The sequence below is a fragment of the Ruminococcus sp. CAG:57 genome (assembly GCF_000435935.1).
Taxonomy (GTDB): Bacteria; Bacillota; Clostridia; order Oscillospirales; family Ruminococcaceae; genus Hominimerdicola; species Hominimerdicola aceti.
Map to the genome: position 1 here is coordinate 14,704 of NZ_FR890780.1, position 26,639 is coordinate 41,342.

Sequence of the window (26,639 nt, forward strand, 5' to 3'; positions counted from 1 at the left end):
GCAAAGTCGGGCAGCACTGCAAAGAAGATAATAAAGGAAGCAAAGCCTGATCTTGTTATAGGAACCGGAGGATATGTTTCAGGACCTATAGTTAGAAAAGCCGCTAAAATGGGAATAAAGACGGCTATTCACGAGCAGAACGCTTTTCCGGGCGTAACAAACAAGATACTTGCAAAGTCTGCAGACGTTGTTATGCTCACTGTAAAAGAGGCAGAAAAGTATATGCCCGAAAATGCTAAGACGGTGGTGACAGGTCTGCCTGTAAGGGGAGCTTTCAACACCATGTCAAAGTCGGAGGCTAAAAAACAGCTTGGCTTTGATGAAAATGAAATATGTGTGCTTTCAACAGGCGGAAGTCTGGGTGCGAGAGTGCTTAATGAGAATATCGCAAAGCTTTTGAAATGGTATCAGGACAATGATGTTAAGGTGTGTCATATACATTCCTACGGCACTTATCAGGGCTATAAGGACTATCCTGAAAAGCTGGAGGCTATGGGTATAGATATCAACAACAGCAGACGTATCATAAAGGATTATATCAATATGCCTGTGGCAATGGCTGCGGCTGACCTTGTTATATCAAGGTGCGGAGCGGCTTCGCTGGCGGAGCTTGAAGCAATGGGCAGAGCTTCTGTGCTTATCCCATCGCCTATGGTGGCTGAAAATCACCAGTATTACAACGGCATGGTATTGCAAAACGCAGGAGCAGGCTTTGTTATCGAAGAAAAAGACTTGACGGAAAAGCTTTTCATTGATACTGTAAAGGGGCTTATAGAAGACCCTGAAAAGCTCAGACAGTGCTCGGAAAACGCTGCAAAGCTTCATGTTGCCGATACTGAGGACAGGATATTCAAGGCTTTAGAGCCGCTTATTAAGGGATAAGGAACGTAAAATTTAAGGGGATAAAATAATGGATAAGAATTACAGACAGTATAACAAGAGGGCTTCAATGGACAGCATTGAAGTGCCTGATGTTGACAAGATAAAAAAGCTGTCAGATAAAAAGTTCAAGGGCAGCGGAGTGAACCGCACCGCCGACGAGATTTTTGACGGAGAAAAGTTCAACAAGGCAGGGGAGTTCGACCGTGCCACAAAGACTTACGATGACCCTACCAAGCACAAGGAAGAGGACGACAAAGAGGACGATTTCCTTGAGGACGCTGCGGCTATGCCTGCGCAGGCGGTGAAAGGTCTTAGCAAGGGAGTAAAGGTGGGAGATTCATATGTAAAGCGTAGCAAGATAATAAAGACAGTTGTGGCTGTTATTATCGTGCTTGTGCTTATGGTGTTCTTCTTCCCTCCGCTGTTTTTCAACGACGCAGACAAGAGCGTGGTTAGATATGACGACAACGTGTTCAAAACAATGGGTATGACGGATTTTAAAACATATGCGCTGTCAAATTATTCTGTATACAACGAAGAAGCTTTTGGTTCTGAGTTGAGTTCAAGCTACCGTTTTGCAGATATAGTGTTCAATATCAAAAACCCGTCTCCTTTTGAGATAAAGATACCGCAGTATGAGATCAGCCATGTTTCTTCTGAATATGACAACGCGGTATGCTATGCGACCAGCGTTACAACAAACAGCGACGGCGAGGTCATAGGCGACACTGTTCCTCCGTTTTCCAGCAAGGAGGTCACTGTAAGGATACTTGTGAATATCACTGATATGGACGATAGTACGTTTGACGATTGCGTTACCGGCATGATACTTTCAACTAAGGATATGAAAAAGAAGATAGGCAAGGACTTCTATCTGCCTTGTTTGCCTGCTTTTATGCCTGTTTCAAACGCTACAGAGATATATATCAACAAATAGCTTTAACCTATATGGGCGGTCCTGCATAAGATAAGTCAAAACCTTAAAAGGAGCGACGCTTATGCAACGGCTTATCATTCAGGGAGGAAGCAGGCTGAACGGAGAGATAACCGTTCAGGGAGCAAAAAACGCAGCTCTGCCGCTGCTGGCAGGGTGTGTTCTTATAAACGGAGAGATCAGGCTACATAACTGTCCTGCACTTTCGGACGTATTTGCGGCTTGTCGCATTCTGTCGGTGCTTGGGGCAAGGTGCAGCCGTGAGGACGGCTGTGTTACTGTGGACGCAAGGGGCGCTGTAAAGACCTTTGTGCCAGATGAGCTTATGAGAGAGATGCGTTCGTCTATCGTTTTTCTTGGAGCTGTTCTTGGAAGAACAGGTGAATGCAGGCTGTCATTCCCGGGAGGGTGTGAGCTTGGTCCGAGACCTATAGATATGCACCTGTGCGCACTTAGAAAAATGGGCGTCAGGATAAACGAGGAGTATGGCGTGCTTAGCTGCACCTGCCCGAGAGGGCTTAGAGGGGCTAGGATAGACCTTTCGTTCCCCTCTGTGGGAGCGACTGAGAACATCATGCTTGCGGCTGTTCTGGCAAAGGGCGACACGGTGATATACAATGCGGCAAGAGAGCCTGAGATATGCGATCTTGCGGAGTTTCTGAACTGCTGCGGTGCAAAGATAAGCGGCGCAGGGGGCGGAACGATAACAATAAGCGGTGTGGAAAAGCTACACGGCTGTGAATACTCTGTCATGCCCGACAGGATAGTTGCGGCGACTTTTATGAGCGCGGCAGCGGCAACAGGCGGTGAGATAGGTCTGCTTGGGGCAAGGGCAGGGGATATTCGTGCGGTCATACCTATATTTGAGCAAATGGGCTGTCAGGTATTTCTTTATGAGGACAGGATATTTATAAAAGCGCCTAAACAGCTAAAAGCTGTGCGGACGGTGAGGACTATGCCTTACCCGGGATTCCCTACGGACGCTCAGGCGATAGTCACGGCGGCACTTGCTAAGGCAAAAGGCACCAGTGTGGTGGTGGAAAATATTTTTGAAAACCGCTACCGCCATGTTGACGAGCTTGTGAGAATGGGTGCTGATATAAAGACAGAGGGAAAAGTGGCTGTTATCGAGGGCGTGAAGGAGCTTTACGGAGCAAAAGTCCGTGCACCTGACCTTAGAGGCGGTGCGGCGTTGGCTGTGGCGGCGCTTTCGGCAGAGGGAGAAACATCTCTCACTAATATAAAGCTTATGGACAGGGGCTATGACTGCATTGAAAATGCTTTTACGCTTCTGGGCGGAAACATAAAACGTGTAAATTACTAGCAGTTAGGAAAGAGAAAAATGAACGGAACTTACAAGGAAAACAGAATGAACTCACAGCGGCCTGCGGCACGTCGGCAGACAGTGAATATGCGCAATGTGTATGTTGCCAGCTTTTTTGCGGCTGCGGCGCTGCTGCTGGTGCTGAGTATGTTTTTGTTTTTTAATGTGTCGGAGATAAAAATAGAGGGCGTTACCCTTTACGAGCAGGATCAGATCCTTGGCGTGGGCGGCGTTTCAACGGGACAGAACCTTGTGAGGACGAATACGGATATAGTTGAAAAGCGTTTGAAAGATACTCTTGTGTATCTTGATGATGTCAAGGTCACAAAGAAATTTCCGTCAACACTTGTTATAACCTGCACAGAGGCCGAAAAGGCGGCTGATATCGAGTATAAAAATTCATACTATGTGCTGTCTACTTCGGGAAAGATACTTGAAACGAAAAATCCTGCTCCGACAGGGGATATACCTGTTATAAAGGGCTTTGAGCTTAAAAGCCTTAGTCAGGGCGACAAGCTTGCTTCTGAGGATTCATTTAAGGCGGATATCCTTAAAGAGCTTCTGAATGATCTTCATGATCTGAAATTTAAAAATATAGACTCTATTGACCTGACCACCCGTTCGGATATCAAGCTTATGTATGACGGCAGGCTTGAAATAAAGCTTGGAAGCTCAGTGGATATGGAATACAAGCTTACATATCTTAAGGCGGTAATTGACAAGAGCATTACTGACGATTACGAGGGTACGCTTATTTACAATGGTGCTGACAGCGGCATTTCGGCTATTCCGAAATCGCAGGACGAGTCGTCAAAACCTGACGACACAAGCTCTGCAAAGCCAGATGACAGCAGCAGTGCGGTATCGGCTGATACTAATATTGATGACGGCAACACATGGGACGGTGATAACTCATGGTCAGGGGACGATAGCCAAGGCTACAGCGACGATACCAACGCATGGGACGGCAATGATGATGCTGACAATGCAGGCACAGATCAGTGGACAAACGAGAACGGAAACACCGACTGGGAATATGATAACGGCGGTGATCAGGGCTATACCGACAATGGATATGCTGACAACGGCTATGTGGACGATCAGACGAACACAGATTGGTAGGGGTCAGGATAACTAATTGTATAGTATACACAAATGAAACTGAAAAATCAGTCGTTTTATTGATAATTAATAAAAAGTTTATAATGGTTTCATTTAAGTTCTTTACTTTTTGACAAAAGTATGATAATATATTATTGTATCTATTTATGTGCATATTCGGCACATAGGCTTTTTTGCATTTTATTTTTGATTTGATAAATTGATATGTAAAAATACGGAGAAGTATGAAAATTCGCTTTTAGGAGGAGTTCTATTATGGGTTACGAGTATGTTGAAGAGCCAGTCGTAGGCGCAAAGATCAAGGTAATCGGTGTCGGTGGCGGCGGTGGAAACGCACTTAACTGTATCGCACAGGCCGGTATCGAGGGAAATGTTGAATATATCGCTGTTAATACTGATATTCAGGCACTGCATAAGTCAGCTGCACACACACAGATCCAGATAGGTGAGAAGCTTACTCACGGTCTGGGCGCAGGTGCAAAGCCTGAGATCGGCGAGGCTTCCGCTCAGGAAAGCAAGGACGAGATCGAGAACGCTATCAAGGACGCTGATATGGTATTCATCACAGCAGGTATGGGCGGTGGAACAGGTACTGGTGCTGCACCTGTAGTTGCTGAGATCGCACAGTCACTTGACAAGCTCACTATCGCAGTTGTTACAAAGCCTTTCAAATTTGAGGGCGCTAAGAAAATGGAGAGAGCGGAAAAGGGTATCGAGGCTCTTATCAAGCACGTTGACGCTCTTATCGTTATCCCTAACCAGAACCTTATCACAAACGAGATGCGCCTCACTATGAAGCAGTCTTATGCTATCGCTGATGAAGTTCTTAAGACAGACGTTATCGCTATCGCTGAGATCATTACAAGACATGATGAGATCAACGTTGATTTCGCTGACGTTACTACTATTCTTAAGGGTGCAGGAAGAGCGCATATTGCTATCGGCCACGGCGAGGGCAAGGATAAGGTACAGGATATCATCAATCAGGTCATTTCTTCTGATCTGCTTGAAACTTCTATCAAGGGTGCGAGAAGACTTATCGTAAACGTTACAATGAGCGAGGATCTCCTTATCAGTGATATGGACGAGCTTACTGCTGCTATAGCAGACGCTGCTGACGATAACGTTGAGATCATTTTTGGTAACGGTACAAATCCTGATACCAAGGACGCTATGGACGTTACTGTTATCGCTGCTGACTTTGTTGACAGAGATGACGTTCCTGAGGCTGCTGCACCAAAGGCTGCGACAACATATACTGCAAATTTTACTCAGAAGGCTGACGACGCAAAGGCTGACGCTGAAGCGATGCACAAGGCTGGCGTTAAGGCTGCTGATAATCCAAATTATTACGACGATATCTTCAATATCTTCAAGAACAAGTAATAATGCTTTCAAAGGCGGATCGGCGTTTACGCTGTCCGCCTTGTTTGAACCAAAATCGGAAAACGTTTACATAATTAAAGGGATTTTCGTATTCTCAGAAAATTATCATGATATTGAAAATTTTTCGCAAAAGCACTTGAAATCTTACGGAAAATTTGATATAATTATTCTGTGATAAATATGATTTTAAGACATTTTGTATAAATTTCAGTTGCTATTTTGTATGGAATAATGAAATTTTTGAAAACGGCTTAAATCAGTTGAAAAATAACGTGGTTTATTGTATAATAGAGATAATCACTAATGTGGAGGGATTGAAATGGCTAGTAATGGTTATTTAAGAACGGTTAGAGTCGGCGGATTTGATAAGCAGGACGTTCTTGCTTATGTAGACGACCTTACTTCTAAAATTTATACTCTTGAGGCTCAGGTCAATGACCAGAACGAAACTATCGAACGTCTTGAGAAGCAGGGCGGCGCTCAGAAGCAGGACTTCGAGGGCAAGAAGGAACTTGAGAAAAAGGTAGAAGAGGCTAAAAACAAGATAGCCGAGCTTATGGCTAATACTGATACAATGAAGGTTCGTATCGCTGACTATGAGCAGCAGGTAACTGAAAAGGACGCTGAGCTTGAAAAGCAGAAGCAGGAGATCGAGGATCTTAAAGAGAAGCTCGAAACTGCTGAGGCTAATGCCGGCACAGCCACTCCTGCATTCGATCTTGGAAGCGTGTTCATGGAAGCTCAGAACACAGCTAATAAGGTCGTTCAGGAAGCTAAGAAGGCAGCTAAGCAGATGGAAGATGAAGCTAAGCAACTTCAGGATCAGGTTCTTGCTGACGCAAACGCACAGGCACAGAAGCTTGTTACAAATGCTCAGACAGAGGCTGATACTACACTTCAGACTGCTAAGTCAAGTGCTGCTGCAATGACGGCTGCCGCTAAGCAGGAAGCTGAAGCTGTTACAAGTGCAGCAAACAAGCAGGCTGCCGAGGTAACTTCTAAGGCTAACGCTGAAGCTGAGGCTGTTACATCTAAGGCTAACGCAGAAGCCGCTGACGTAACATCAAAGGCAAATGCTGAGGCTGCAAAGGTAGTAAGTGACGCTAAGAACGAAGCTAAGAATATCAGAGCACAGTCTGCTGATCTGAGAGAGTCTGTTAAGACACAATTCACAAGTCTGAGCGAAACTGTTCAGCAGCTCGTTACATCACTTAACGATCTGTATGGCAATAGTATCGGTGCTGTAAACACTGCAAGAGATCTTATTGACGATGGTCTTTCTCTTGTAAGCGATGATGACGCTGAATAATAGTTTGTCATGTCGGAAATAAGAAAGGTGCGTTCCGAGGAGCTTAAAGCGGTGAGCGGAGAGCTTAAATGCGGTGACAAGATATTGCTTTCGGGCGTTGTGTACACTGCAAGGGACGCTGCACATAAAAGATTCAATGCTTTGCTTGACGAGGGAAAGGAGCTTCCTATCCCTTTGAAAGACGCTGTTATCTACTATGCCGGACCTACTCCTGCGCCTGAGGGAAAGCCTATCGGTTCATGCGGACCGACCACTTCTGGAAGAATGGACAGGTTTGCTCCGAGGCTGCTTGATCTTGGATTGGGCGGAATGATTGGCAAGGGCGAGAGATCACAAGAGGTAAGGGACGCCGTGATAAGAAATGGTGCGGTCTATCTCTGTGCTATAGGCGGTGCGGGCGCACTTGCCTGCAACTGCATAAAGTCTTGTGAGGTAGTGGCTTTTGAGGAGCTGGGCTGTGAATCTGTGAAAAAACTTTACGTTGAGGATTTTCCTCTTGTTGTGGCTGACGATTGCCACGGAGGGGATATTTTCAGCGATGGCAGAGCAAAATACTGCCGTGTATAACATCAAAGTTGCGTAAATTGCGGTCAGCCGTGTATTTCGACACGGCTGACTTTTTGTTTGTTGAAAATCACAAGAATACATTCTTAAAACTGTGGTATGTTACAAATATTTTGACAGGGACGGCGGATTTCGTCAATTCTCTTGACTTTTATGGTCTAAAATGGTATTATAACATTACGCAGTGGCGTCAGAATGGGGCTTTGCGGTAATTTCTACGATTAGGTGGGCGGTATTTTTTGAGAGGCGATCGGCAGGATCAGCAGAAAAAGCTTTCAGATGAGCAGCTTGTGCTAAATGCACAGAGTGACAAAACGGCTATCGGTGAGCTTATTGCGAGATATATCTGTACGGTGGAGTTTCTGGCAAAAAAATATGGCGCCGAGGTTCACGAGGATCTTGTCCAAGAGGGGTTTATGGGGCTTCTGGGTGCGGTTAGGACCTATCGTGAAGACAAAAATGCGAAGTTTTCAACTTACGCTACAAAATGTATAAAAAATAAGATCATTTCGTCTGTTCATAGAAATGCACTTCTTTCAGGCGGCGAGGAAGCTGACCTTGAGGCTATTCTTGGCGGTGGTGGCACTGTACCTGAGGAGGTCGTAGTGGAGCGTGAGGAGCTGAATGAGCTTTATGATAAGATCACTTCTGCACTTTCGGAGCAGGAATGGCAGGTATTTCAATCGTTTTTGAGAGGAATGTCATACAGTCAGATAGCATTAGGCTTGGGCACGTCGGAAAAGGCGGTAGACAATGCAATGCAGAGAGTCAGACGGAAATTGAGATCACTGTTGAGATAGGAATATGGCCGTATAGCTTAATAGCAGAGCGTTGTTTATTCAAAGGTGTCGGTGCAAATCCGACTAGGCACAATTTTATGTAATGAGGTAAGAACCATGTACGAAGACAAGACATTAGTATGTAAGGAGTGCGGAAACGAGTTCGTTTTCACAGCAGGCGAGCAGGAGTTCTATGCTGAGAAAGGTTTCGTAAATGAGCCACAGAGATGTAAAGCTTGCAGAGATGCAAGAAAGGCTGCTACAAAGTCTGAAAGACAGACTTACACAGCAACTTGTGCTTCTTGCGGCGGCGAGGCTGTTATTCCTTTCAAGCCAAGAGAGGACAGACCTGTTTACTGCAGCGAGTGTTTCGCTAAGATGAAGGAGCAGGGCTAATTTTTCTGCATAATTGAGCTGCCTTTGGGCGGCTCTTTTTTTTGTTTGTGGTTATTTGATCTGGCGGAAAGCGGAGGGGGTCATGCCCTCGTATCTTTTGAAAAGCTTGCAGAAATAGCTTTCTGAGCAAAAGCCTGTTTCCTCGGCTACCTGCTCGATGCTTTTTTCTGTACCGGTGAGCAGGGCTTTGGCTTCTTGGATACGACGTTTTGCGATGTATTCCATTGGACGCATACTGAGTTTTTTGCGAAAAAGCAGACAAAGGTGCTGTTTAGTTACTCCTGACACACTGCAAAGCTCGTCCATTGTGATAGGGGAAAAATAGTTGTAGTTTATGTAGTCCAGTGCTTTCATAAGGGCGGAGGATACTGACGTGGCAGGGTCTTTGTATGCGATAAGGCGGTAAAACTCCATAAGAAAATCATACAAATAGCCAGAGGCTTTGTAATTGCCGAAAATACTGTCGGTTCGCAGAGCATTGTGCATTTTGCGGAAAATATGCTCGAGCATTTTTGTGTCGCTGAGGTGAAAGGTTTTAAGCTCGGTAAGGCCGAACTGGGTAAGGATATCATTGGCGGCATATCCGCATGGGACTATCCAGTGGATATCCCATATATCCTCTTCTGGATAGTATTCGTGGGGCGTTTCAGCGGGTATGAATATGGCGGTATCATGTGGTATGGGAATGGCTTTATTCTCAAAGATAAGCGTGCCGCTGCCTTTGGTGCAGTAGAGGATCTGGTCATAGTGATAGCCCTCGGGTCTTATAATGTGATCCTGACAGTGATGATGACCCATATTTTGCAGATATAGTGGCAGGGACTTTTCGTTTCCCAGGATAGGATAATCGGCAAAGAACAAAAATATCAACTCCATATTCATATTGTTATAAATTAATAATATCATTCATTGACTTGCCTGTCAATAGCTGATAAAATAATTACAGTAATTTATAAACTTGTAAAGGAGAACATTTATGGATATTTTAAAGCTTGCGGCGGAGAATTCGCCAAGATCGAAAATGATATATCATGAGGATACTCAGGCACTGCACATTGGCACGCTTGACAAGCACTGCTATTTTGTGCCGTTTGCAAAGGGGCAGGATCCTTTTGAGGACCGTAAAAATTCTCAGCGAATGGAGCTTTTAAACGGCAACTGGGGTTTTCGCTATTATGACAGCATAATAGACCTAGAGGACGATTTTATTCACGAAAAGTTTGAAAACACTATCCCGGTGCCGTCAAACTGGCAGCTTTACGGCTATGACAAGCCGCAGTATACGAACGTGTGCTATCCAATACCATTTGACCCGCCTTTTGTGCCTGACGATATACCTGTGGGAGTTTATCAGCGTGAATATGATTATTCCCCTGACGGCATGGACAGGGTGCTTGTGTTCGAGGGTGTGGATAGCTGTGTTTATTTGTATGTGAACGACAGCTTTGTGGGATATTCACAGGTTTCTCACGCTACGGCTGAGTTTAATATTACACCATATCTTGCTGAGGGCAGGAATATCATTACTGCCGCTGTGCTGAAATGGTGCGACGGAACTTATCTTGAAGATCAGGACAAGATAAGGCTTTCGGGAATTTTCAGAGATGTTTATGTGCTGTCAAGACCAAAAATGCGTCTTGAAAATTATATCGTGAAAACTGTTCTCGGTGAAAATGGCTCTGCAAGGCTGGAGTTTACGGTATTCGGCTGTGATGTTTCGGCAAAGCTTTGCGATGATGACGGTGTTACAATGGCTCAGTTTTCGGCTTATGACGGTGAGAGCGTTGAGATAAAGTTAGAGAACGTCAAGCTTTGGAGTGCTGAAACACCTTATCTTTACAGGCTTACTATCAATGCAGGCGACGAGGTTATCGGCGAGGAGGTTGGCTTCAGAGATGTAAAGGTGGATAAGGGCGTTGTTAAGATAAACGGCAGGGCGGTGAAGTTCAAGGGTGTAAATCGTCATGACAGCTATCCTGACACGGGATATTATGCTTCTTATGAGCAGATGAGAGCTGACCTTGTGCTTATGAAGAAGCACAACATAAACGCTGTGAGAACGTCACATTATCCTAACTCCCCTGTGTTTTATCAGCTTTGCGACAGGCTGGGGCTTTATGTTATTGATGAAGCGGATCTGGAGTCACATGGCTGTGTGGAGGTCTATTATGACTACAAGTGGGACTATTCAGATTACAACGGCATTGCGATGCTTGCTTGCGACGAGAGGTTTGGCAATGCCATAAAAGATCGTGCGGAATGTCTTGTAAAGCGTGACATCAACCGCCCTTGCGTGGTGTTCTGGTCATTGGGCAACGAGAGCGGATATGGCAAAAATATGCTTGATGAAGCTGAGCTTATAAAGAGGCTTGATGATACAAGGCTTGTGCATTATGAAAGCACACACTGCCTTGACGGAACTTCCGACAGCGTGCTTGACGTAGTTTCGGGTATGTACTGGGATCTAAACGGGCTGAAAGGCTATCTTGAAAAGCCTGAGGAAAACAGACCTCTTGTGCAGTGTGAATACTGCCACGCCATGGGAAATGGTCCGGGAGATCTGGAGGATTATCACAATGTGTTCTATTCCAATGAGCGTTTCTGCGGTGGCTTTGTGTGGGAGTGGTGCGACCATTCTGTGCCGCTTGGTAAAACGGCTGAGGGTAAGATAAAATACGGCTACGGCGGAGATTTTGGGGAAAGACACAATGACAGCAATTTCTGCATGGACGGTCTTGTTTATCCTGACAGAACGCCCCACACCGGGCTTTTAGAGGTAAAGCAGGTATACAGACCTGTGCGAGTAACAAAAGGGGAAAGCGAGGGAAGCTTTGTTTTTTCAAGCACGCTGGAGTTTGTGAACGCTGGGGATATTCTCGATTGCCGCTATGAGATAACGGACAAAAACGGTATTATACATATCGGCAGGGTGGATTTTGACATCGAGCCTATGGGAAGCACTGTGGTGAATGTTCCCAATGATACAGCGGAGTATGAAAATGAAACATTCATAAGGTTTATTTTCACTGCAAAGGAGGACACTGACTATTGTGAAAATGGCTATGAGGTGTGCTTTGATCAGCTTAGGATAGCAGAGGGCAAGGCTTGTAAGGTCGCTGAGGTGAAAGGAAATGTTGAGGCTGTGGAAACGCCTCTTGATATCACTGTGACAGTGGGAGATGTTGTTTACCGCTTTGACAAGCGTAAGTCGGCGTTTGTATCTGTGAAATTCGGCGGCAGAGAGCTTCTTGACAGACCATTGCAGTATAACTTCTTCCGTGCGCCTACGGATAATGATGTCATGAAGTACAATTGGTACAAGGTGCATCTTAATGACTTTGATGTGAAAAGCTACGGCTGTGAGCTTTCAGCAAGCGAGAACAGAGCGGAGATAAGCGTCACACAGTCTTTTGGCTGGTCCATACAACAGCCGTTTTGCAGGCTGAAAGCTGTTTATGTTATTGACGGCAGTGGGCTTGACATAAAATGCGAAGCGGAGTTTTCAAATAAGATAGATATGCTTCCAAGGTTCGGTATAAGGCTTTTCATGCCAAAAGATTTTTCAAGGGCGGAATATTTCGGATATGGTCCTACAGAAAGCTACATTGACAAGCGTCAGGCTTGCTATATGGGCAGATTTGCGGCTGATATCGGGGATATGCACGAGGATTATATAAGACCGCAGGAAAATTCATCGCACTATGGGTGCAGATATCTCACTGTGAGCAGTAAGGACACAAGTGTGATGTTCACTGCGGGAGAGGAGTTTTCATTCAACGCTTCTCAGTTTTCGCAGGAGGAGCTTGCGGCAAAGGCACATAACTATGAGCTTGAAAGGTGCGAGAGCAATGTTATCTGCGTTGACTATGCAATGGCAGGGGTAGGTTCTAACTCCTGCGGACCAAGGCTTGCGGAGAAATATCAGCTTGAAAAGCCTTTGATAAATGCACATTTTCATATTCAGATAAGTAAAATATAAAGGAGTTTTTATGGATATCTGTGAAACACACTCAGACAGAAAGCTTTTTTGCAACGATTGGGAATTTTACAAGGCGGCTTTCGGCTCTGACTACTCAGAGGACTTTGCTTTCAAGCCTGTGGACATTCCTCATGATTGGCTTATTTATAATACAAATGACCTATATGAAACTTCTACAGGCTGGTACAGAAAGGCTTTTTCTTACCAAAAGAAAGAGGGCATACGCACTTTTATCCGCTTTGACGGAGTTTACATGGACAGCAAGGTGTATGTGAACGGTGCTTTGGCAGGGGAGTGGAAATACGGCTACTCGGCATTTATGTTCGATATCACCGACCTTGTTAAGGACGGAGAGAACATTATTACTGTCCGTGTGGATCACCACTCGCCAAACTCCAGGTGGTATTCAGGAGCAGGCATTTTCAGAAAGGTTTGGCTTTGCGAAAGCCCTGAGATACGCTTCGGCAATGACGGCATTTATATCATCACGTCAAAGCAGGAGGACGGCTGGCTTGTAACTGTCAATGCTGAAATGCTTCGTCCGGTGGGTACTCCTCTTGTGGGTATACGCATTAAAAACACTATCCTCGACAAGGACGGCAAAGAGGTGGCAAGCTATGAGTCTGACGCTTGTGGGGCGGATATTTCCTGCATACCTGAGGCTGTGCGTGTGAAAGGCGTGAGCTATTCTCTCACCGCTCAGACCATGACAGTGAAAGACCCTGAGCTTTGGGATATCACCTCGCCTGTGCTTTACACCATGGTGTCGGAAATTCTTGTGGACGGCGGCTGTGTACAGCGTGTAGATCAGAAATTCGGCTTCAGGACTATCAAATTCAAGTGCGACAGCGGTTTTTATCTCAATGGCAGACACGTTAAGCTCCACGGCTCATGTGAACACCATGACAACGGCTGTCTTGGGGCAGTTTCCAATCCTGCGGCTATAAGGAGAAGATTTAAAAAGCTACGCAAAATGGGCATAAACGCTATCAGGACCTCTCACAATATGCCTGCGGAGGAGTTTATGGACATCGCTGACGAAACAGGTATGCTCATTCTCTCTGAGGGCTTTGATATGTGGGAGAGGTCAAAGACCGACTATGACTATGCCAGATTTTTTGATGAGTGGGTAGAAAAGGACGTTGCTTCATGGGTGCGCCGTGACAGAAACTGCCCTTCTATCATAGGCTGGAGTGTGGGAAATGAGATTTTTGACACACACGCTGACGAGAGAGGTCAGGAGGTAACGGCTTGGCTCAAAAGGCTCGTCAGGCTCCATGACCCTGAGGGCAACGGCTATGTCACATTCGGCTCTAACTATATGCAGTGGGAGAACGGTCAGAAATGCGCTGATATTCTCAAGCTTGCAGGCTATAACTACGGTGAAAGACTTTATGAGGAACACCACGCCGCTCACCCTGACTGGATGATATACGGAAGCGAAACGGCTTCTGTTGTTCAGAGCCGTGGAATTTATCATTTCCCACTGTCTGAAACCTTGCTAACTGATGATGACGAGCAGTGTTCATCTTTGGGCAATAGCTGCACAGGCTGGGGCGCAAAGAACACTGAGGCTTGCATTATCCCTGACCGTGACGCAGAATATTGTGCAGGTCAGTTCATTTGGACAGGCTTTGACTACATAGGCGAGCCTACTCCATACAGCACGAAAAATTCCTACTTTGGTCAGTTCGACACAGCAGGCTTTGCAAAAGACAGCGCATATGTTTTCCGTGCAGAGTGGACAGACTATAAGGACGACCCGTTCGTGCATATTTTCCCATACTGGGATTTCAGCGACGGACTTCCTTGTGACGTGAGAGTTTGCTCAAATGCTCCGAGAGTTGAGCTTTTCAAGGACGGCGTTTCAATGGGTGCATATGATATCGACCACAAGCATGGCAAGGAGCTGACAGCGAACTATATCATACCATATGAAAAGGGTGAGCTTAAAGCCGTTGCATATGACGAGAATGAAAATATCATTGCAGAGGATATACAGCGTTCATTCGGGGACGCTGTTAAAATAGAAGCTGTCCCTGACAAGACAGAGATACTTGCAGACGGCTCTGACCTTGTTTATATTGAGATATCTGCATTTGATAAGGACGGCACTTTCTGCGCAAACGCCAACAACCGTGTGAACGTGAGCGTTGAGGGTGCGGCAAGGCTTATGGGTCTTGACAACGGCGACAGCACAGACTATGACCAGTATAAAGGCACATCACGCAGACTTTTCTCAGGAAAAATGCTTGCTGTTATTGGTGTGGCTGATAAGACGGGGGAGATAAAGGTAACGCTCACATCAAAGGGTCTGCCTGACTGTGTTGTTACCCTTGATGCTGTTAAGGCAGAATATGACAGCGGCACATCATCGCTTGAAAACGTGGGCTTTGCTCCTACTGAGTGTGGAAGAACAGACGAGATACCTGTGAGAAAGATAGAGCTTTATACTGATACTTTTACTCTTGGCAAGGATAACCCTGAGATAACAGTGAAATATAAGGCGCTCCCTGCCAATTCGGATTATGCCGAGGATATAGAGTTCAGGGTAACAAATGAAAAGGGCATAAAATCTAATCTTGCAGAGTGCGAGGTAACAGCAGACAGCATTAAGGTGAAAGCAAAGGGCGACGGAAGCTTCTGGCTTCGTGCAATGTGCAAAAACGGCACAGAGCGTTATCACATCATTTCTATGCTCAAATTCACTGCTGAGGGTCTTGGAAACGCACTTACCGACCCTTATCAGTTCGTTATCGGCGGACTATTCACAAGGGCGAGCGACAACGTTTCAAGCGGCATGAAGAAGGGTGTAGGCTTTGCAATGGGCAAGGTAACATCATGGGCGGCATATGATAATCTTGACTTCGGCAGTGCAGGCTCTGACACTGTTACGGTGCAGATATGGGCGAACACCCTTGACCCTGTTAAAATAAGCTTCTATGACGGAATACCTGACGAGGGCGGCAAGCTTCTTGGCACGTTTTGTTATCACAAAGAGCCTGAGTGGATGATCTTCAAGCCTGAAACTTTCAAGCTTTCAAGAAAGCTCAAGGGTATTGAGACCCTTTGTATCCTTACTGAGGACGGTTTCCAAGTGGGCGGTTTTAACTTTGAAAAGGAGAGCCGTGAATTTGCGGTGAATAATGCGGCTGATGCTGACAACATTTATGGTGACAAGTTCACAAAGGGCGAAAAGTGTGTGACCGAGATAGGCAACAACGTTATGCTTGATTTCGGCGAGTTCGATTTCTCTGAAAAACAGCCGAGCAGGCTCGTTATAAGCGGAAAGTCACCGCTTGCCCTCAACAGCATACATCTTATCCTGAACGGCAGTGATGGCGAAAACCGAATACTCTGCGAGTTCAGGACAGATGACAGCGAAAATTATGCTCAGAAGAGCTTTGATATCTCAGGTATCAGCGGCAAACAGAAGGTCTCATTTGCGTTCCTGCCGGGAAGCAACTTTGACTTTGAATATTTCAGATTTGAGTAATAAAAACGCTCCGTACAGATTTTGTACGGAGCGTTTGCTAGTTCTGAAAGTTTATTATCTCGTTGGTTATCATAGGGTAGGCAATAAGCTTGGCGGAGTCAAGGTCTTCTTTGTGCATATCAACAGCGGATATCTGATGTCCGTTGTAGGTGGTGTAATAGTAAATGCCCTTGTCAGTATTGCAGCAGCTTGTATAAATGGTTATCTCATACTTGCTCTCTGCCACCTGGCAGCAGCCCCTTTGCTGGTCAACTGAGTTTAAGATGTGGAAGAACTGGCTCACACTGCTTTGCTCGTCAGGGGCGGAGCGTGAGTTCATTTTCACAAATGCTACTCTTATAAATCTTGACTGCGAGGACAGGTCACCCGGAAGTCCCATTGCACCCATGCCACGGCTGTAGGAAGTAAGGTCAAGCTTGTCTGAAAAAGTGTTTTCAGGCTGTTTTGGAGAAAGTCTACGGAAATCGTTGAGCCTGAACATCTGCATATCAAAGGTTGGATTGTTCGTCAGCACTCCCACGGGATCGTTATAGACCTTTATGCCTTCTTTTACAGATTCCACTACGATACAATCGTTCTTGTCTGCTATTATCCAATGGAGCTGACCTGACGGCATTTGCGGGCTGAACTGAGTTTTGGTTATGTTTATCTTTTCTATAAGCGTCCTTGCTTCTGTCACGTTTGCACACTGACAGAGTATCCATGGGATAAACTCAAACTGTGCAACGTTGTCCCTGCCGTCGATATCATCACGGTAAAAGGCATTGCCAACAAAGTTAAGACCTGCCATGGCAAGACCTTTTTCATTGGCGGCGTCATAGAAAAGAGGATAATCCTGAGCAACATGAGCTGTGCCTATTACCGCATAATGGGTGGCTATCCTGCCCATATTAACAAAGTTAAGGGGAAAGTTTCTTGGCATTATGACTATTTCCTCACCGTAGGAGCTTTCATAGTCAAGGGTTCTTCCAAAGTAAAAATCGTTCGTTTTATAAGTTGCCGCAGTACACATTTTGTTACCTCCGTTATCAATTATATTATTTTTGTAGGGGCGAACAGCTCGCTCGCCGGCTGACAAAGTTATCCGCAGGACTCGTTATATTTAATATAACACTTTTTGCAGTTAAAATCAATGGCGTTGACTTATGTTAAAAAAATTGTTATAATAGTGGTAACATCGCATAATGATAGTGTTTTGTTGTCCTAAGATGATAAATGAAAGGAGCGAAACGAAGTTGACGTGGAACAATGTAAAGAAAATAGCAGGCAGAGTGGTGGCGGTGATAGTTCCTGTGGCGATGCAGTTTTTGTGGTATCTTCTCATACTTAAATGGCTCAGCAAGGCGGCAGGGCTTCTCAGCATCGTGCTTACTGTGCTGTCATTTCTGTTTGTGCTTTATATCAACACAAAGCGTGAGGAGAGCAGCTACAAGACCCTTTGGCTTATTGTGATACTTACTTTTCCTGTGCTTGGTGCAGTTATGTATATAATTTTTGGCAATAACAATACTGCGAAAAAGCTTGAAAAGAATATCACAAAGGCAAGGCTTCACATGGACTATGAGCTTTCTGACGGAGAAAAGTGCATAGGGGAGCTTGAACGTGAGGACAAAAGGCTTGCTCAATCGGTGAAAAGGATAAGCGACGCAACGGGATTCCCTATGGTGAAGCTTGACAGCGCAGAGTATTTTTCCGTGGGCGAGGAAATGTTCGCTGATATGTGCAAGGAGCTTGAAAAGGCTGAGAAATATATTTTTGCAGAGTATTTTATTCTGCAAAACGGCAAATTTCTCAACACTGTGGTTGATATTATGGCGAGAAAGGCAGCTCAGGGCGTTGACGTCAGGATAATGTATGACGACCTTGGAAGTATCGCAACTTATTCTCTTGCAGACGCTTTGAAGCTTGGGGAGAAAGGTATAAAATGTGTGCCTTTCAATCCGTTCCTTTTTATAAAATCACAGCTCAACAACCGTGACCACAGAAAAATAATGGTGGTGGACGGCAGAGTTGCATACAGCGGCGGAATAAATCTTTCAGACGAGTATATAAACATAGGCTCGAAATATGGTCACTGGAAAGATATCGGCTTTAAGATAACAGGCGAGGGCGTAAAAAGCTACACCTATATGTTTATGGAGTTCTGGAACGCTTTTTCAAATGACATGATACCTCATGACCTTGTGGGGGAGAGCTTTGAAAAAGAGGGCAAGGGTGGCGACGGCTATGTTTTGCCTTATTATGATTCCCCTATGGTGGACGAAAATGTGAGCAACACGTTTTTTTCTGAGATGCTCTATGCCGCAAGCGATTATGTGTGGTTCTACACGCCGTATCTGATGCTTGGGGACAGCCTTTTTGACGCTTTTATAAGGGCGGCTAAACGTGGGGTTGACGTGCGCATCATAATGCCAGGTATCGCTGACAAAAAGGTGGTTTTCAGGCTTTCGAGAAGCTATTATCGTCAGCTTATCGAGGCAGGAGTGAAGATATATGAATACACCCCTGGGTTTGTTCACGCAAAGGGCTGTATATGCGATGACAAGCTTGCGGTTCTTGGTTCGGTAAATCTTGACTATAGAAGTCTGTTTTTGCATTTTGAGTGCAGTTCTATATTCTATGATTCGTCTATAATAAAGACTTTTAAGGCGGACATTCTGGATACTCAGAGCAAGTGCAAACAGCGTACACTGGAGGACACGAAGCGTGGTTTCTTTGGACGGCTCATTGACGGCGTGCTAAGGATATTTGCACCATTGCTTTAACAGCTTTTTAATATTAAAATAAGATTTTGGGTGTTGATAGATCTTTGCTAAAATGGTATAATGTCGAAGGACTAATATAATACGGAGGTGAATAAAGTGGCAAACTGCGACAGTTGCGGGTCTAACGGGCAATTATGTATATATGTGAACACAGCCGACGGGCTTCGCTTTGCGTTGCCGTTTTATTCGTTGTGATCTGATATATCTGCCCGTGTGTGACCTGTCATGCACGGGCATTTTTATGCCTGTTTGTCCCTCACGTCATAAAAAAATGAAACGGAGGACAAGCAAATGAAGAAAAATGAACTGAACAAAAATGTAATTTTAAACGAGGACGCAGTAAAGAACATTCACTGCGACGAGATAACCGCTGTCATCAACAGCAATGATTCCCCGAAAGCCATGATGAACAAGCTTGACGATTATCATGGCAGTGATATCGCAGAGGTAATAAGTACGTTTTCTGTTCTCAACAGAAGAAAATTCTATCGTGTGTGCAGTCTTGAAATGCTGGCAGAGATATTTGAATATCTTGACGAAAAGCAGGCAGGGGAGTATCTCAGGGAAATGGATATCCACAAGGCTTCGGAGCTTATATCGGAGCTTGACACTGATACAGCGGTGAATATTCTGTCTGAAACAGATAAGGACAGGAGAAGCCTTATTATAGACGCTGTTGCACCTGATGTACGCAGTGAACTCAAGCTTATCGCTTCATTTGATGAGGAAGAGATAGGAAGCAGAATGACTACGAACTGTATTATCATTGACGAAGACATGACTGTAAAGCAGGCAATGAACGCTCTTGTTAGTCAGGCGAGAAAAAATGACAACATCTCAACGCTGTTCGTGGTGGACGAAAATAAGGTTTTCAGCGGAGCTATAGATCTGAAGGATCTTATCACGGCTGACAGCGAGGTGGAACTTGAGAGCATAACGGCAACTTCTTTCCCATATGTTTACGCCAACGAGCAGACTGCCGATTGTATCGAAAAACTGAAGGATTATTCAGAGTATATTATACCGGTGCTTGACGATTCAAACAGACTGCTGGGAGTTATCACGGCGCAAAATATCATCGAGGCGTCAGATGATGAAATGGGCGAGGATTATGCAAAGCTTGGTGGTCTTTCTGCAGAGGAGGATCTTAACGAGCCTGTGTTGCAGAGTGTGAAAAAGAGATTGCCGTGGCTCCTTGTGCTGTTGGGACTTGGCATGGTGGTGTCAACAGTGGTGGGAGCGTTTGAGAAAGTTGTTGCACAGCTCACTCTTATTGTGGCGTTTCAATCGCTGATACTTGACATGGCAGGAAATGTTGGTACACAATCCCTTGCAGTGACTATCCGTGTGCTTACAGACGGAGGCCTTACTGCAAAGCAGAAGCTTCACCTTGTGTCAAAAGAAATGCGAGTTGGACTTCTAAACGGCACTCTTATAGGCATGCTGTCGTTAATAGCAGTGGGGCTGTATATTTTCTTCTTCAAGGGCAAGGGGCTGGTATACTCCTTTGCAATGTCGGGCTGTATAGGCATTTCACTTATACTTGCCATAATAGTATCCAGTGCAGTGGGCACGCTCACACCGCTTTTCTTTAAGAAAATAAAGATAGACCCTGCCGTTGCGTCAGGCCCTATGATAACCACGCTGAACGATCTGGTGGCAGTTGTGGCTTACTATGGAACTAGCTGGATATTCCTGCTGAATGTTTTGAAGCTGGGGTAGAAAAAAATAGAATAAGATAAAAAAGCCGATCGCATCCATTTTGGTGCGGTTGGCTTTTTCAGGTTTGGCTATTAGATTCAAGGTAATGCCTATCTTATTGAATAATTCTGCATTTGGAGTTTTCTTCAATTTCTGAAAAGACCTTTTTTTGATCGATTATTGAATCATAGTATGACTTCCTTATTTCTTTGACCAAAACTAATTTGTTATTCTCAATTTTTTTGAATTGATAAATGCCATAGATCTTATGGTTGAAAAAGTAAATGAAAGATACCAGTTTTTCATCTGACAAAAGTTCACCATTTTGTGATTTTACGAAAGACATGATCATATTATAACCACGCAATTTGCTCTTTTTGTTTAAGATACGAGTAATGTTTTTTACATTGTTTAGATGTGCTGAAACAACTGTTGTTATAAAGAAACATACATTTACAAAAAGGGCAAAAGCATTGCCGAATTTCTGATTATACTCAACGGTTGTAGCGGCGACAAATTCTAGAATAACAAGTATTTTTACTAAAGATGATGATAAGAAAACTTTATCGTCATCAAGCAAGAGTGAACCATACGTTACAAAGAAAATAGCGGATATTAATATGTTTGCTAATACCAAACAGCCTAAAGGGTTGTTATTTATATTCAATACTAATCCTATAGCAATCGTAATTACAATCACTGTAAATAATGTATAAAGTGTAGGAACAACAATATTCTCATATATTCTTAAATTTCGTATCTTTCCAAGTATAATTTTGTATGCAAATTCAGATTCATTAAATGGAGTTGGATTTTTGTCATTTAATTCAAATATTCTACCAGTTATGTATTTCTTTATTTCAACCTCATTTTTATCATTAATTAACTGATCTAACTGATAATATTCCTCAGTCGTTTTAGTGTATTTTAATAAATCATAAAATTCATTAAAATCAGTATCATCTTTGTTGATCTGCTTTAAAGCCGATTCAAATGTAGCTCTTGCTTCACGAAATTGTTGGTCTTTTTGGTCACGATACTTGTTTGCACTTTTGTGATACATATTAAATATCCAGCTTAGTATAGCTATGACCGCTGTTATGATTATAGTGTTTACTCCGTCTTTCTGTATACGTTCAACGATTACTTCTGAATTTATGTTTACCATAAAAACCTCCTATTTATTTTAGTCTTACACTATAAATAATAGCGAAAGTAGTCGTTTCGTGCATCATATTGTTGATTTATATTTGAATTTTTGTAGCTTTAACTAAATTGAATGGCTCAATCATGTTAGTTTTATACAAGTATAAATCGCAAAATGTATTATAATTTCGGGTTATAAGTTTATTTGTTGGTATCTTGAAAAGTATGTCAATATGTGTTATGCTTAGTAACATAAGTAACTCAGGGGGGAATCAAATGTTAGCTGTATGTATGACCTTGATAGACAACGATAAGGATCAGACGTCTTTTGAAGATTTTTATTACAGAAATCGTCAGATAGCCTATGCTTTTGCATACAAGATCTTGAATAATTCTGCGCTGGCAGAAGAGGCTTGTGCAAATGCTTTTTTCAGCATCGCAAAATGTTTTAAAAAAATTCACAATTATTCTTTGCACGATATGGACGCATATCTTATTAGAACTATTAGAAACGCCTGTTATGCGATCTACAATAAGGAAAATCAAAATCCAACATCGTCTATATTTGATCTTAAGGTGGAAGATGAGCCGAGTGAGGATTTTTATGATGATATTGACTTAGATCTGCTTATAGATGCGGTAAGAAAGCTGGATGATAAACTAAAGTCTGTGATAGCATATAAGGTCTATTATGATCTGACTGCTGATGAGATCGCACAGATCATGGGCATTTCTAAGAGAACGGTATTTAATTATCTGAACAAAGCCAAAAGACAAATTTTAGATTTGATCGGTGGTGATCGTTTTGAATGATAAGTTAAGACGGGCAATAAAAACAGGCATAATTGATGAAGACTATAAGGATTATTTGGCTGTTGAGAAAATTCCACATGATTTTTCGGAAAAATATGAGCAGAGAATTGGCGAGCTGATAAAAACTAACAGAAAAAGCGGTCACAGACATATAAAGATCACTCTAAGATTTGCTGCGGCGATAATAGCCGCGGTGCTTGCAGTCGGCTCTGTTACAGTCGCCGCCGTGCCGCCGCTGCGTGAATGGTTTGTTGGAGTTTTTGTACAGGATAATAATAAAAACGCTGAAATAACGCATATAAAAGATAATTCTTTGGACGATTTTAGCATTTATAATTTTGTTAAGTATGTACCGACATTCGTACCTAGCGAATTTGAAATCAAATCTGTTGTCACTAACGATACAAGGCATGAAATACATTATATATCAGGCGATAAATACATAAACTATTCGCAAAGTTCTTTGACAGTGTCTAATCAGGTAGATACCGAAAATATGAAGACTGAATGGGTAGATATTAACGGCAAAAAAGCATTCATTTCATATGACAGTGAATATACAATAATTGCATGGACAGATGGAACTTATGCTTTTGAAATAGACGGTAATTTGTGCAAAGATGACATAATTCGTATGGCAAATTCAGTTAAGTCTACGAATTAAAAATATTTTCGATAATTATTGTCAAAAAACAGCGTGCTTTCATGTTTTAATTTATGTGGAAGGTTTTTATGGGAAAGGAGGTGATCTTATGTTAAAAAAATTTATTTCTACACTTGTTCTTATATGTGTGATGACTTGCTGCTTTAGTTTTAATGTTTTTGCTGAAACAACAGTTGATGATGAAATAGCATTAATGAATTTATATACGAACAAAATCAGCACAAACATCACACGTTCCAGTTCTAAGAAAATTTCATATGATTGTTCCGTTACAGGAAAATCAACGGCAACAAAGATAACAGTTTATCTTTATCTTCAGGAAAATGTGAATGGTTCATGGAGAAATGTTCACGTTTTAAGAAAAGAGGTCAACGGGAAATACTTGACAGCAACTGATTCCTACTCTAGTGCGATCTCAGGTCATAAATATCGTACGGAATTACAGGTGTATACCTACAGTGGAAGTAAGTCAGAATACTTAGAACTTCATAGTACTGTGTTGAATTTTTGATGAAATTCAAGTGAGCATGAAGATATTCTAAGTTAAGCACAGGTCAAAAAATTATTAGTTGTATAATTAAAAATTCGTGATTTATTGCGAAACGAGAAAGGGAATAAGTATGATTATTAAGAAAATTGTTACGGGAATTGTTGCATTGGCTATTGTAAGCACTATGGCTGTTACTACTGCATTAGCAACTACGTCAGCAACCAAAGAGGTATATGGTCAGTCATATGCTTATTCAGGAAAGCTTGGAAATAATAGTTACGTGAGTTGGAATATTAAGGGCGATTCTTCAACTGCAATGACTACTGCGGGAAAAACAGAAAGTAAGTTTCAACGTTACATAAAGGTATCGGTTGAATGCAGAAATACAGCAAATAATGCTGTTATATCAAATCAGACAAATGAGATAACAACAAAAAATGCCGGAACAGGTATTGGAATTAAAAGAAACAAGAATAATTCATATGTTTATTATATCCATCGTGTAAAAGTTAAAACCGATAAGGATAATCAGTATACTATAGACGATGTTTATTATCGTATAAATCAAAATAAGTAATATTAAGAGGACTAAATGAAATACGTTTTTATTAACCTGAAAAATTTTGCCGTAAAGAATGTACTTATCTTTATTCTATTTATTGTTTGCGCCGTTACTGATGTGCTTATAATATTGTTTTCACATGGTGCATTTCAGAATTTTAAAGCAAGCAAGGATTTTGAAAAGCAAAAGAAGTATGTATTTAACTATACTTTTTCATTTGGCGATATAATAGATACTCAGGAAGACAGTGATGGCAGGATCTTGTCTTATTTTGGAACAGATTCTATAACTCCTGTTCAGCTTCGGGAGGTGCTTGACAAGCTTGATGATAATTCTAAAGCGTCAATGCCGGGTATGTATTTTAGTTTAATGTTTGATCAAGACGAGCTTAAAATTGATGAGTGTTTTGACGACGGTCAACCGTATCTTATGTCCGCGGTGCGTATTCAATATGATGAGGAGCTGAATGATTATAGTTTATACGAATCGTATGTCGACAACATGAGTATACGCAAAGGCAGATATTTTACTAAGGAAGAATATGCTTCAGACGAAAATTTGGTCGTGCTGCCTAGCGGCGCAAAAGACGATATGATCGGCAAGAATGTTGAACTGCTTGGCAAAAGCTATAAGGTCATAGGCATATTCGGTAATACTGTACAAGAGGAATTTCAGGTGCCATTTAAAACGTTGGGTGATAACTGCACTATTTCAAGCATAAGTTTTCTTGATGACAATGCTCTCGATACAGAAAGCTTTTTTAAGCTGAAAAAAGCTTTCAGCGAAGTTCTAACGTGTAATGTTAATTTTCCTCCGATAGACACGATCGATATGACTGAAATAAAATTCTACAATTCCGTTATATTTATGTCCGTAGCCGTTGCGATAGCTTCTGCAATAAATCTTGCAATGCTTTTCAGATACATAATAAGATCCCGTGCTAAACAGACTGCTATATTCATGCTGTGTGGCTGCACGTCAAATAAAATAAGACGGATGTATATAGCCGAGATAGGTATGATATCAGTGACGATATATGTGATATTTGCATTGGTATTCAATTATGCGCTGCTTCCTAAGCTTACTTTGTTTTTTGAGTATATCAAGGTCGCATATAATTTCAGGGTATATATGACCATATTTGGAATATATATTATTTCTATTTATTTGTTCCTTAACATTGTGATATTGTTTACCAATAAAAGATCCCCTGTGAAAATGATGAAAGAGAGGGGAAAATAATATGATAAAATATGGTTTAAAAGAATTTGCAAGAAATATCTACAGCAATATTTTTATCGCTGTTCAGCTCGCCATTGCATTTATTATAATGACGGCGGCTGTTTCTTCTGTTCTTTCAAGAATAGAGATGTATACTCCTGTAAAGAAATACTTTCCTGATGGCAAGGGACTATATATATGTAATATATATGATACTGCTCCTCTTGACAGTGAGCTTAAAAATATTGATGATGTGGAGTCGGTGACAAGCGGATATGATACAAGCTTGTATTATTCTCCGTCATCAAAAGATCTATCTAATGGACTTGGTGACGATAGAATGAGCGTTAATGCTTTATCTGAAGATATGATAAAGTCATTTACGCCGCAGATGAGTTCGGGAAAATGGCTGTCTAATGCGTCGGCTAACGGAGATCTGATACCTGCTGTTGTGACTGAAAACAGCAACTACAAAACGGGTGACATAGTTACCATTATGCACAAAGAGAAAGTAGGGGAGATGTCCCCTGATGATGAGGATTTTGACTATGCTGATCCTTATAAGTATGAGTATGTTAAGAACAAGGTGGAAATTGTCGGTGTCATAGCTGACGGCTCACAGTTGCTGGGGTTTTCATCTGCATATTTAGGCACTGAGGATAGTATAAAAGAAAAGCCTGATTTCAGAGATCTTTATGCTAATGTCAATAAGCATGGCAACATGATGCTGATAGTTCCGACAGACTGTCTTAAAGATATAAACTGTAAAATATACCCTTGCGGCAATCAAATAGTAACGTTAAAGGATAATGTAAGCAATGAGCGTTTTAAGGAGCTTGAATTATATCTGAGGGATTATGGCAGGGTTTTTGACTTTGAGGATTTCAGAGAAAATTCGCTTGTCTATATTAATGGTCAGCTTATCAAGCTTGTTCCAATGCTTATATGCGTGATAGTTCTTGTTATTGTAAGCTCAGTTTCGGCTTCGGCAGTGAACATAAAAAAGAGACTTGGAGATTATGGTATCTATTATCTCTGCGGAGCAAAGTGGAACGCATATATCAAGATAGATCTTGTGTGTGATCTTATGACCGCAGTTATGGCAG

The 26,639-nt window shown here is 42.6% G+C and carries 22 protein-coding genes; 19 read left to right on the top strand and 3 right to left on the bottom strand.

Annotated elements, in window-relative coordinates:
* The 9 genes from QVO88_RS10115 to QVO88_RS10155 form a co-directional block, all read left to right on the top strand.
* A partial coding sequence (locus tag QVO88_RS10115) for a UDP-N-acetylglucosamine--N-acetylmuramyl-(pentapeptide) pyrophosphoryl-undecaprenol N-acetylglucosamine transferase (RefSeq protein WP_288177994.1) occupies positions 1-882 on the top strand: 882 nt, incomplete at its 5' end.
* Positions 883-910: 28 nt separating this feature from the next.
* A complete protein-coding gene (locus QVO88_RS10120; protein ID WP_022288356.1) occupies positions 911-1,819 on the top strand; it encodes a hypothetical protein in 909 nt (302 codons plus the stop codon).
* Positions 1,820-1,880: 61 nt separating this feature from the next.
* Complete coding sequence (gene murA, locus QVO88_RS10125; protein ID WP_022288357.1) at positions 1,881-3,140, top strand: UDP-N-acetylglucosamine 1-carboxyvinyltransferase; 1,260 nt, start codon at positions 1,881-1,883, stop codon at positions 3,138-3,140.
* Between the two features lie 18 nt (positions 3,141-3,158).
* Positions 3,159-4,262 carry a cell division protein FtsQ/DivIB gene (locus QVO88_RS10130; RefSeq protein ID WP_022288358.1) on the top strand — a complete coding sequence of 368 codons (1,104 nt, stop codon included), beginning with the start codon at positions 3,159-3,161 and terminating at the stop codon, positions 4,260-4,262.
* A 255-nt stretch (positions 4,263-4,517) separates the two neighbouring features.
* A complete protein-coding gene (ftsZ, locus tag QVO88_RS10135) occupies positions 4,518-5,648 on the top strand; it encodes a cell division protein FtsZ (RefSeq protein ID WP_022288359.1) in 1,131 nt (376 codons plus the stop codon).
* 319 nt (positions 5,649-5,967) lie between these two features.
* Positions 5,968-6,957 carry a hypothetical protein gene (locus tag QVO88_RS10140; protein WP_022288360.1) on the top strand — a complete coding sequence of 330 codons (990 nt, stop codon included), beginning with the start codon at positions 5,968-5,970 and terminating at the stop codon, positions 6,955-6,957.
* Positions 6,958-6,966: 9 nt separating this feature from the next.
* Positions 6,967-7,524: a FumA C-terminus/TtdB family hydratase beta subunit gene (locus QVO88_RS10145; protein WP_022288361.1), complete on the top strand. Its 558-nt coding sequence runs from the start codon at positions 6,967-6,969 to the stop codon at positions 7,522-7,524.
* Positions 7,525-7,760: 236 nt separating this feature from the next.
* A complete protein-coding gene (locus QVO88_RS10150) occupies positions 7,761-8,321 on the top strand; it encodes a sigma-70 family RNA polymerase sigma factor (protein WP_022288362.1) in 561 nt (186 codons plus the stop codon).
* Positions 8,322-8,417: 96 nt separating this feature from the next.
* Entirely contained in the window at positions 8,418-8,696 is a 279-nt protein-coding gene (locus tag QVO88_RS10155; protein WP_022288363.1) for a zinc-ribbon domain containing protein, read from the top strand.
* Between the two features lie 51 nt (positions 8,697-8,747).
* On the opposite strand, the gene QVO88_RS10160 is transcribed toward QVO88_RS10155, so the two are convergent.
* Complete coding sequence (locus QVO88_RS10160; protein WP_288177996.1) at positions 8,748-9,572, bottom strand: AraC family transcriptional regulator; 825 nt, start codon at positions 9,570-9,572, stop codon at positions 8,748-8,750.
* Positions 9,573-9,672: 100 nt separating this feature from the next.
* On the opposite strand from QVO88_RS10160, the gene QVO88_RS10165 reads away from it, so the two are divergent.
* Together QVO88_RS10165 and QVO88_RS10170 are read left to right on the top strand one after the other, a co-directional pair.
* Positions 9,673-12,675 (top strand): glycoside hydrolase family 2, encoded by a 3,003-nt coding sequence (locus QVO88_RS10165; RefSeq protein WP_022288365.1) that lies wholly within the window; start codon positions 9,673-9,675, stop codon positions 12,673-12,675.
* 10 nt (positions 12,676-12,685) lie between these two features.
* Complete coding sequence (locus tag QVO88_RS10170) at positions 12,686-16,171, top strand: sugar-binding domain-containing protein (RefSeq protein ID WP_022288366.1); 3,486 nt, start codon at positions 12,686-12,688, stop codon at positions 16,169-16,171.
* A gap of 37 nt (positions 16,172-16,208) precedes the next feature.
* On the opposite strand, the gene bsh is transcribed toward QVO88_RS10170, so the two are convergent.
* Positions 16,209-17,183 (bottom strand): choloylglycine hydrolase, encoded by a 975-nt coding sequence (gene bsh / locus QVO88_RS10175; RefSeq protein ID WP_022288367.1) that lies wholly within the window; start codon positions 17,181-17,183, stop codon positions 16,209-16,211.
* A 223-nt stretch (positions 17,184-17,406) separates the two neighbouring features.
* Between bsh and cls the strand changes: the two genes are divergently transcribed.
* Both cls and mgtE read left to right on the top strand, forming a co-directional pair.
* Entirely contained in the window at positions 17,407-18,936 is a 1,530-nt protein-coding gene (gene cls / locus QVO88_RS10180; protein WP_022288368.1) for a cardiolipin synthase, read from the top strand.
* A 291-nt stretch (positions 18,937-19,227) separates the two neighbouring features.
* Positions 19,228-20,658 (top strand): magnesium transporter, encoded by a 1,431-nt coding sequence (gene mgtE, locus QVO88_RS10185; protein WP_022288369.1) that lies wholly within the window; start codon positions 19,228-19,230, stop codon positions 20,656-20,658.
* Positions 20,659-20,752: 94 nt separating this feature from the next.
* On the opposite strand, the gene QVO88_RS10190 is transcribed toward mgtE, so the two are convergent.
* Positions 20,753-21,805 carry a hypothetical protein gene (locus tag QVO88_RS10190; RefSeq protein ID WP_022288370.1) on the bottom strand — a complete coding sequence of 351 codons (1,053 nt, stop codon included), beginning with the start codon at positions 21,803-21,805 and terminating at the stop codon, positions 20,753-20,755.
* 254 nt (positions 21,806-22,059) lie between these two features.
* Here QVO88_RS10190 and QVO88_RS10195 point away from each other — a divergent pair, with 254 nt between their 5' ends.
* The 6 genes from QVO88_RS10195 to QVO88_RS10220 form a co-directional block, all read left to right on the top strand.
* A complete protein-coding gene (locus tag QVO88_RS10195) occupies positions 22,060-22,596 on the top strand; it encodes an RNA polymerase sigma factor (RefSeq protein WP_022288371.1) in 537 nt (178 codons plus the stop codon).
* Positions 22,589-23,260 (top strand): DUF4367 domain-containing protein, encoded by a 672-nt coding sequence (locus tag QVO88_RS10200; RefSeq protein WP_022288372.1) that lies wholly within the window; start codon positions 22,589-22,591, stop codon positions 23,258-23,260. Before QVO88_RS10195 ends, QVO88_RS10200 begins: the two co-directional genes overlap by 8 nt.
* An 88-nt stretch (positions 23,261-23,348) precedes the next feature.
* On the top strand, positions 23,349-23,771 hold the full coding sequence (locus QVO88_RS10205; RefSeq protein ID WP_022288373.1) for a hypothetical protein: 423 nt from the start codon (positions 23,349-23,351) through the stop codon (positions 23,769-23,771).
* A 109-nt stretch (positions 23,772-23,880) separates the two neighbouring features.
* Positions 23,881-24,327: a hypothetical protein gene (locus QVO88_RS10210; protein ID WP_022288374.1), complete on the top strand. Its 447-nt coding sequence runs from the start codon at positions 23,881-23,883 to the stop codon at positions 24,325-24,327.
* Positions 24,328-24,342: 15 nt separating this feature from the next.
* A complete protein-coding gene (locus QVO88_RS10215) occupies positions 24,343-25,554 on the top strand; it encodes an ABC transporter permease (protein WP_022288375.1) in 1,212 nt (403 codons plus the stop codon).
* Between the two features lies 1 nt (position 25,555).
* A partial coding sequence (locus tag QVO88_RS10220; RefSeq protein ID WP_288177998.1) for a hypothetical protein occupies positions 25,556-26,639 on the top strand: 1,084 nt, incomplete at its 3' end.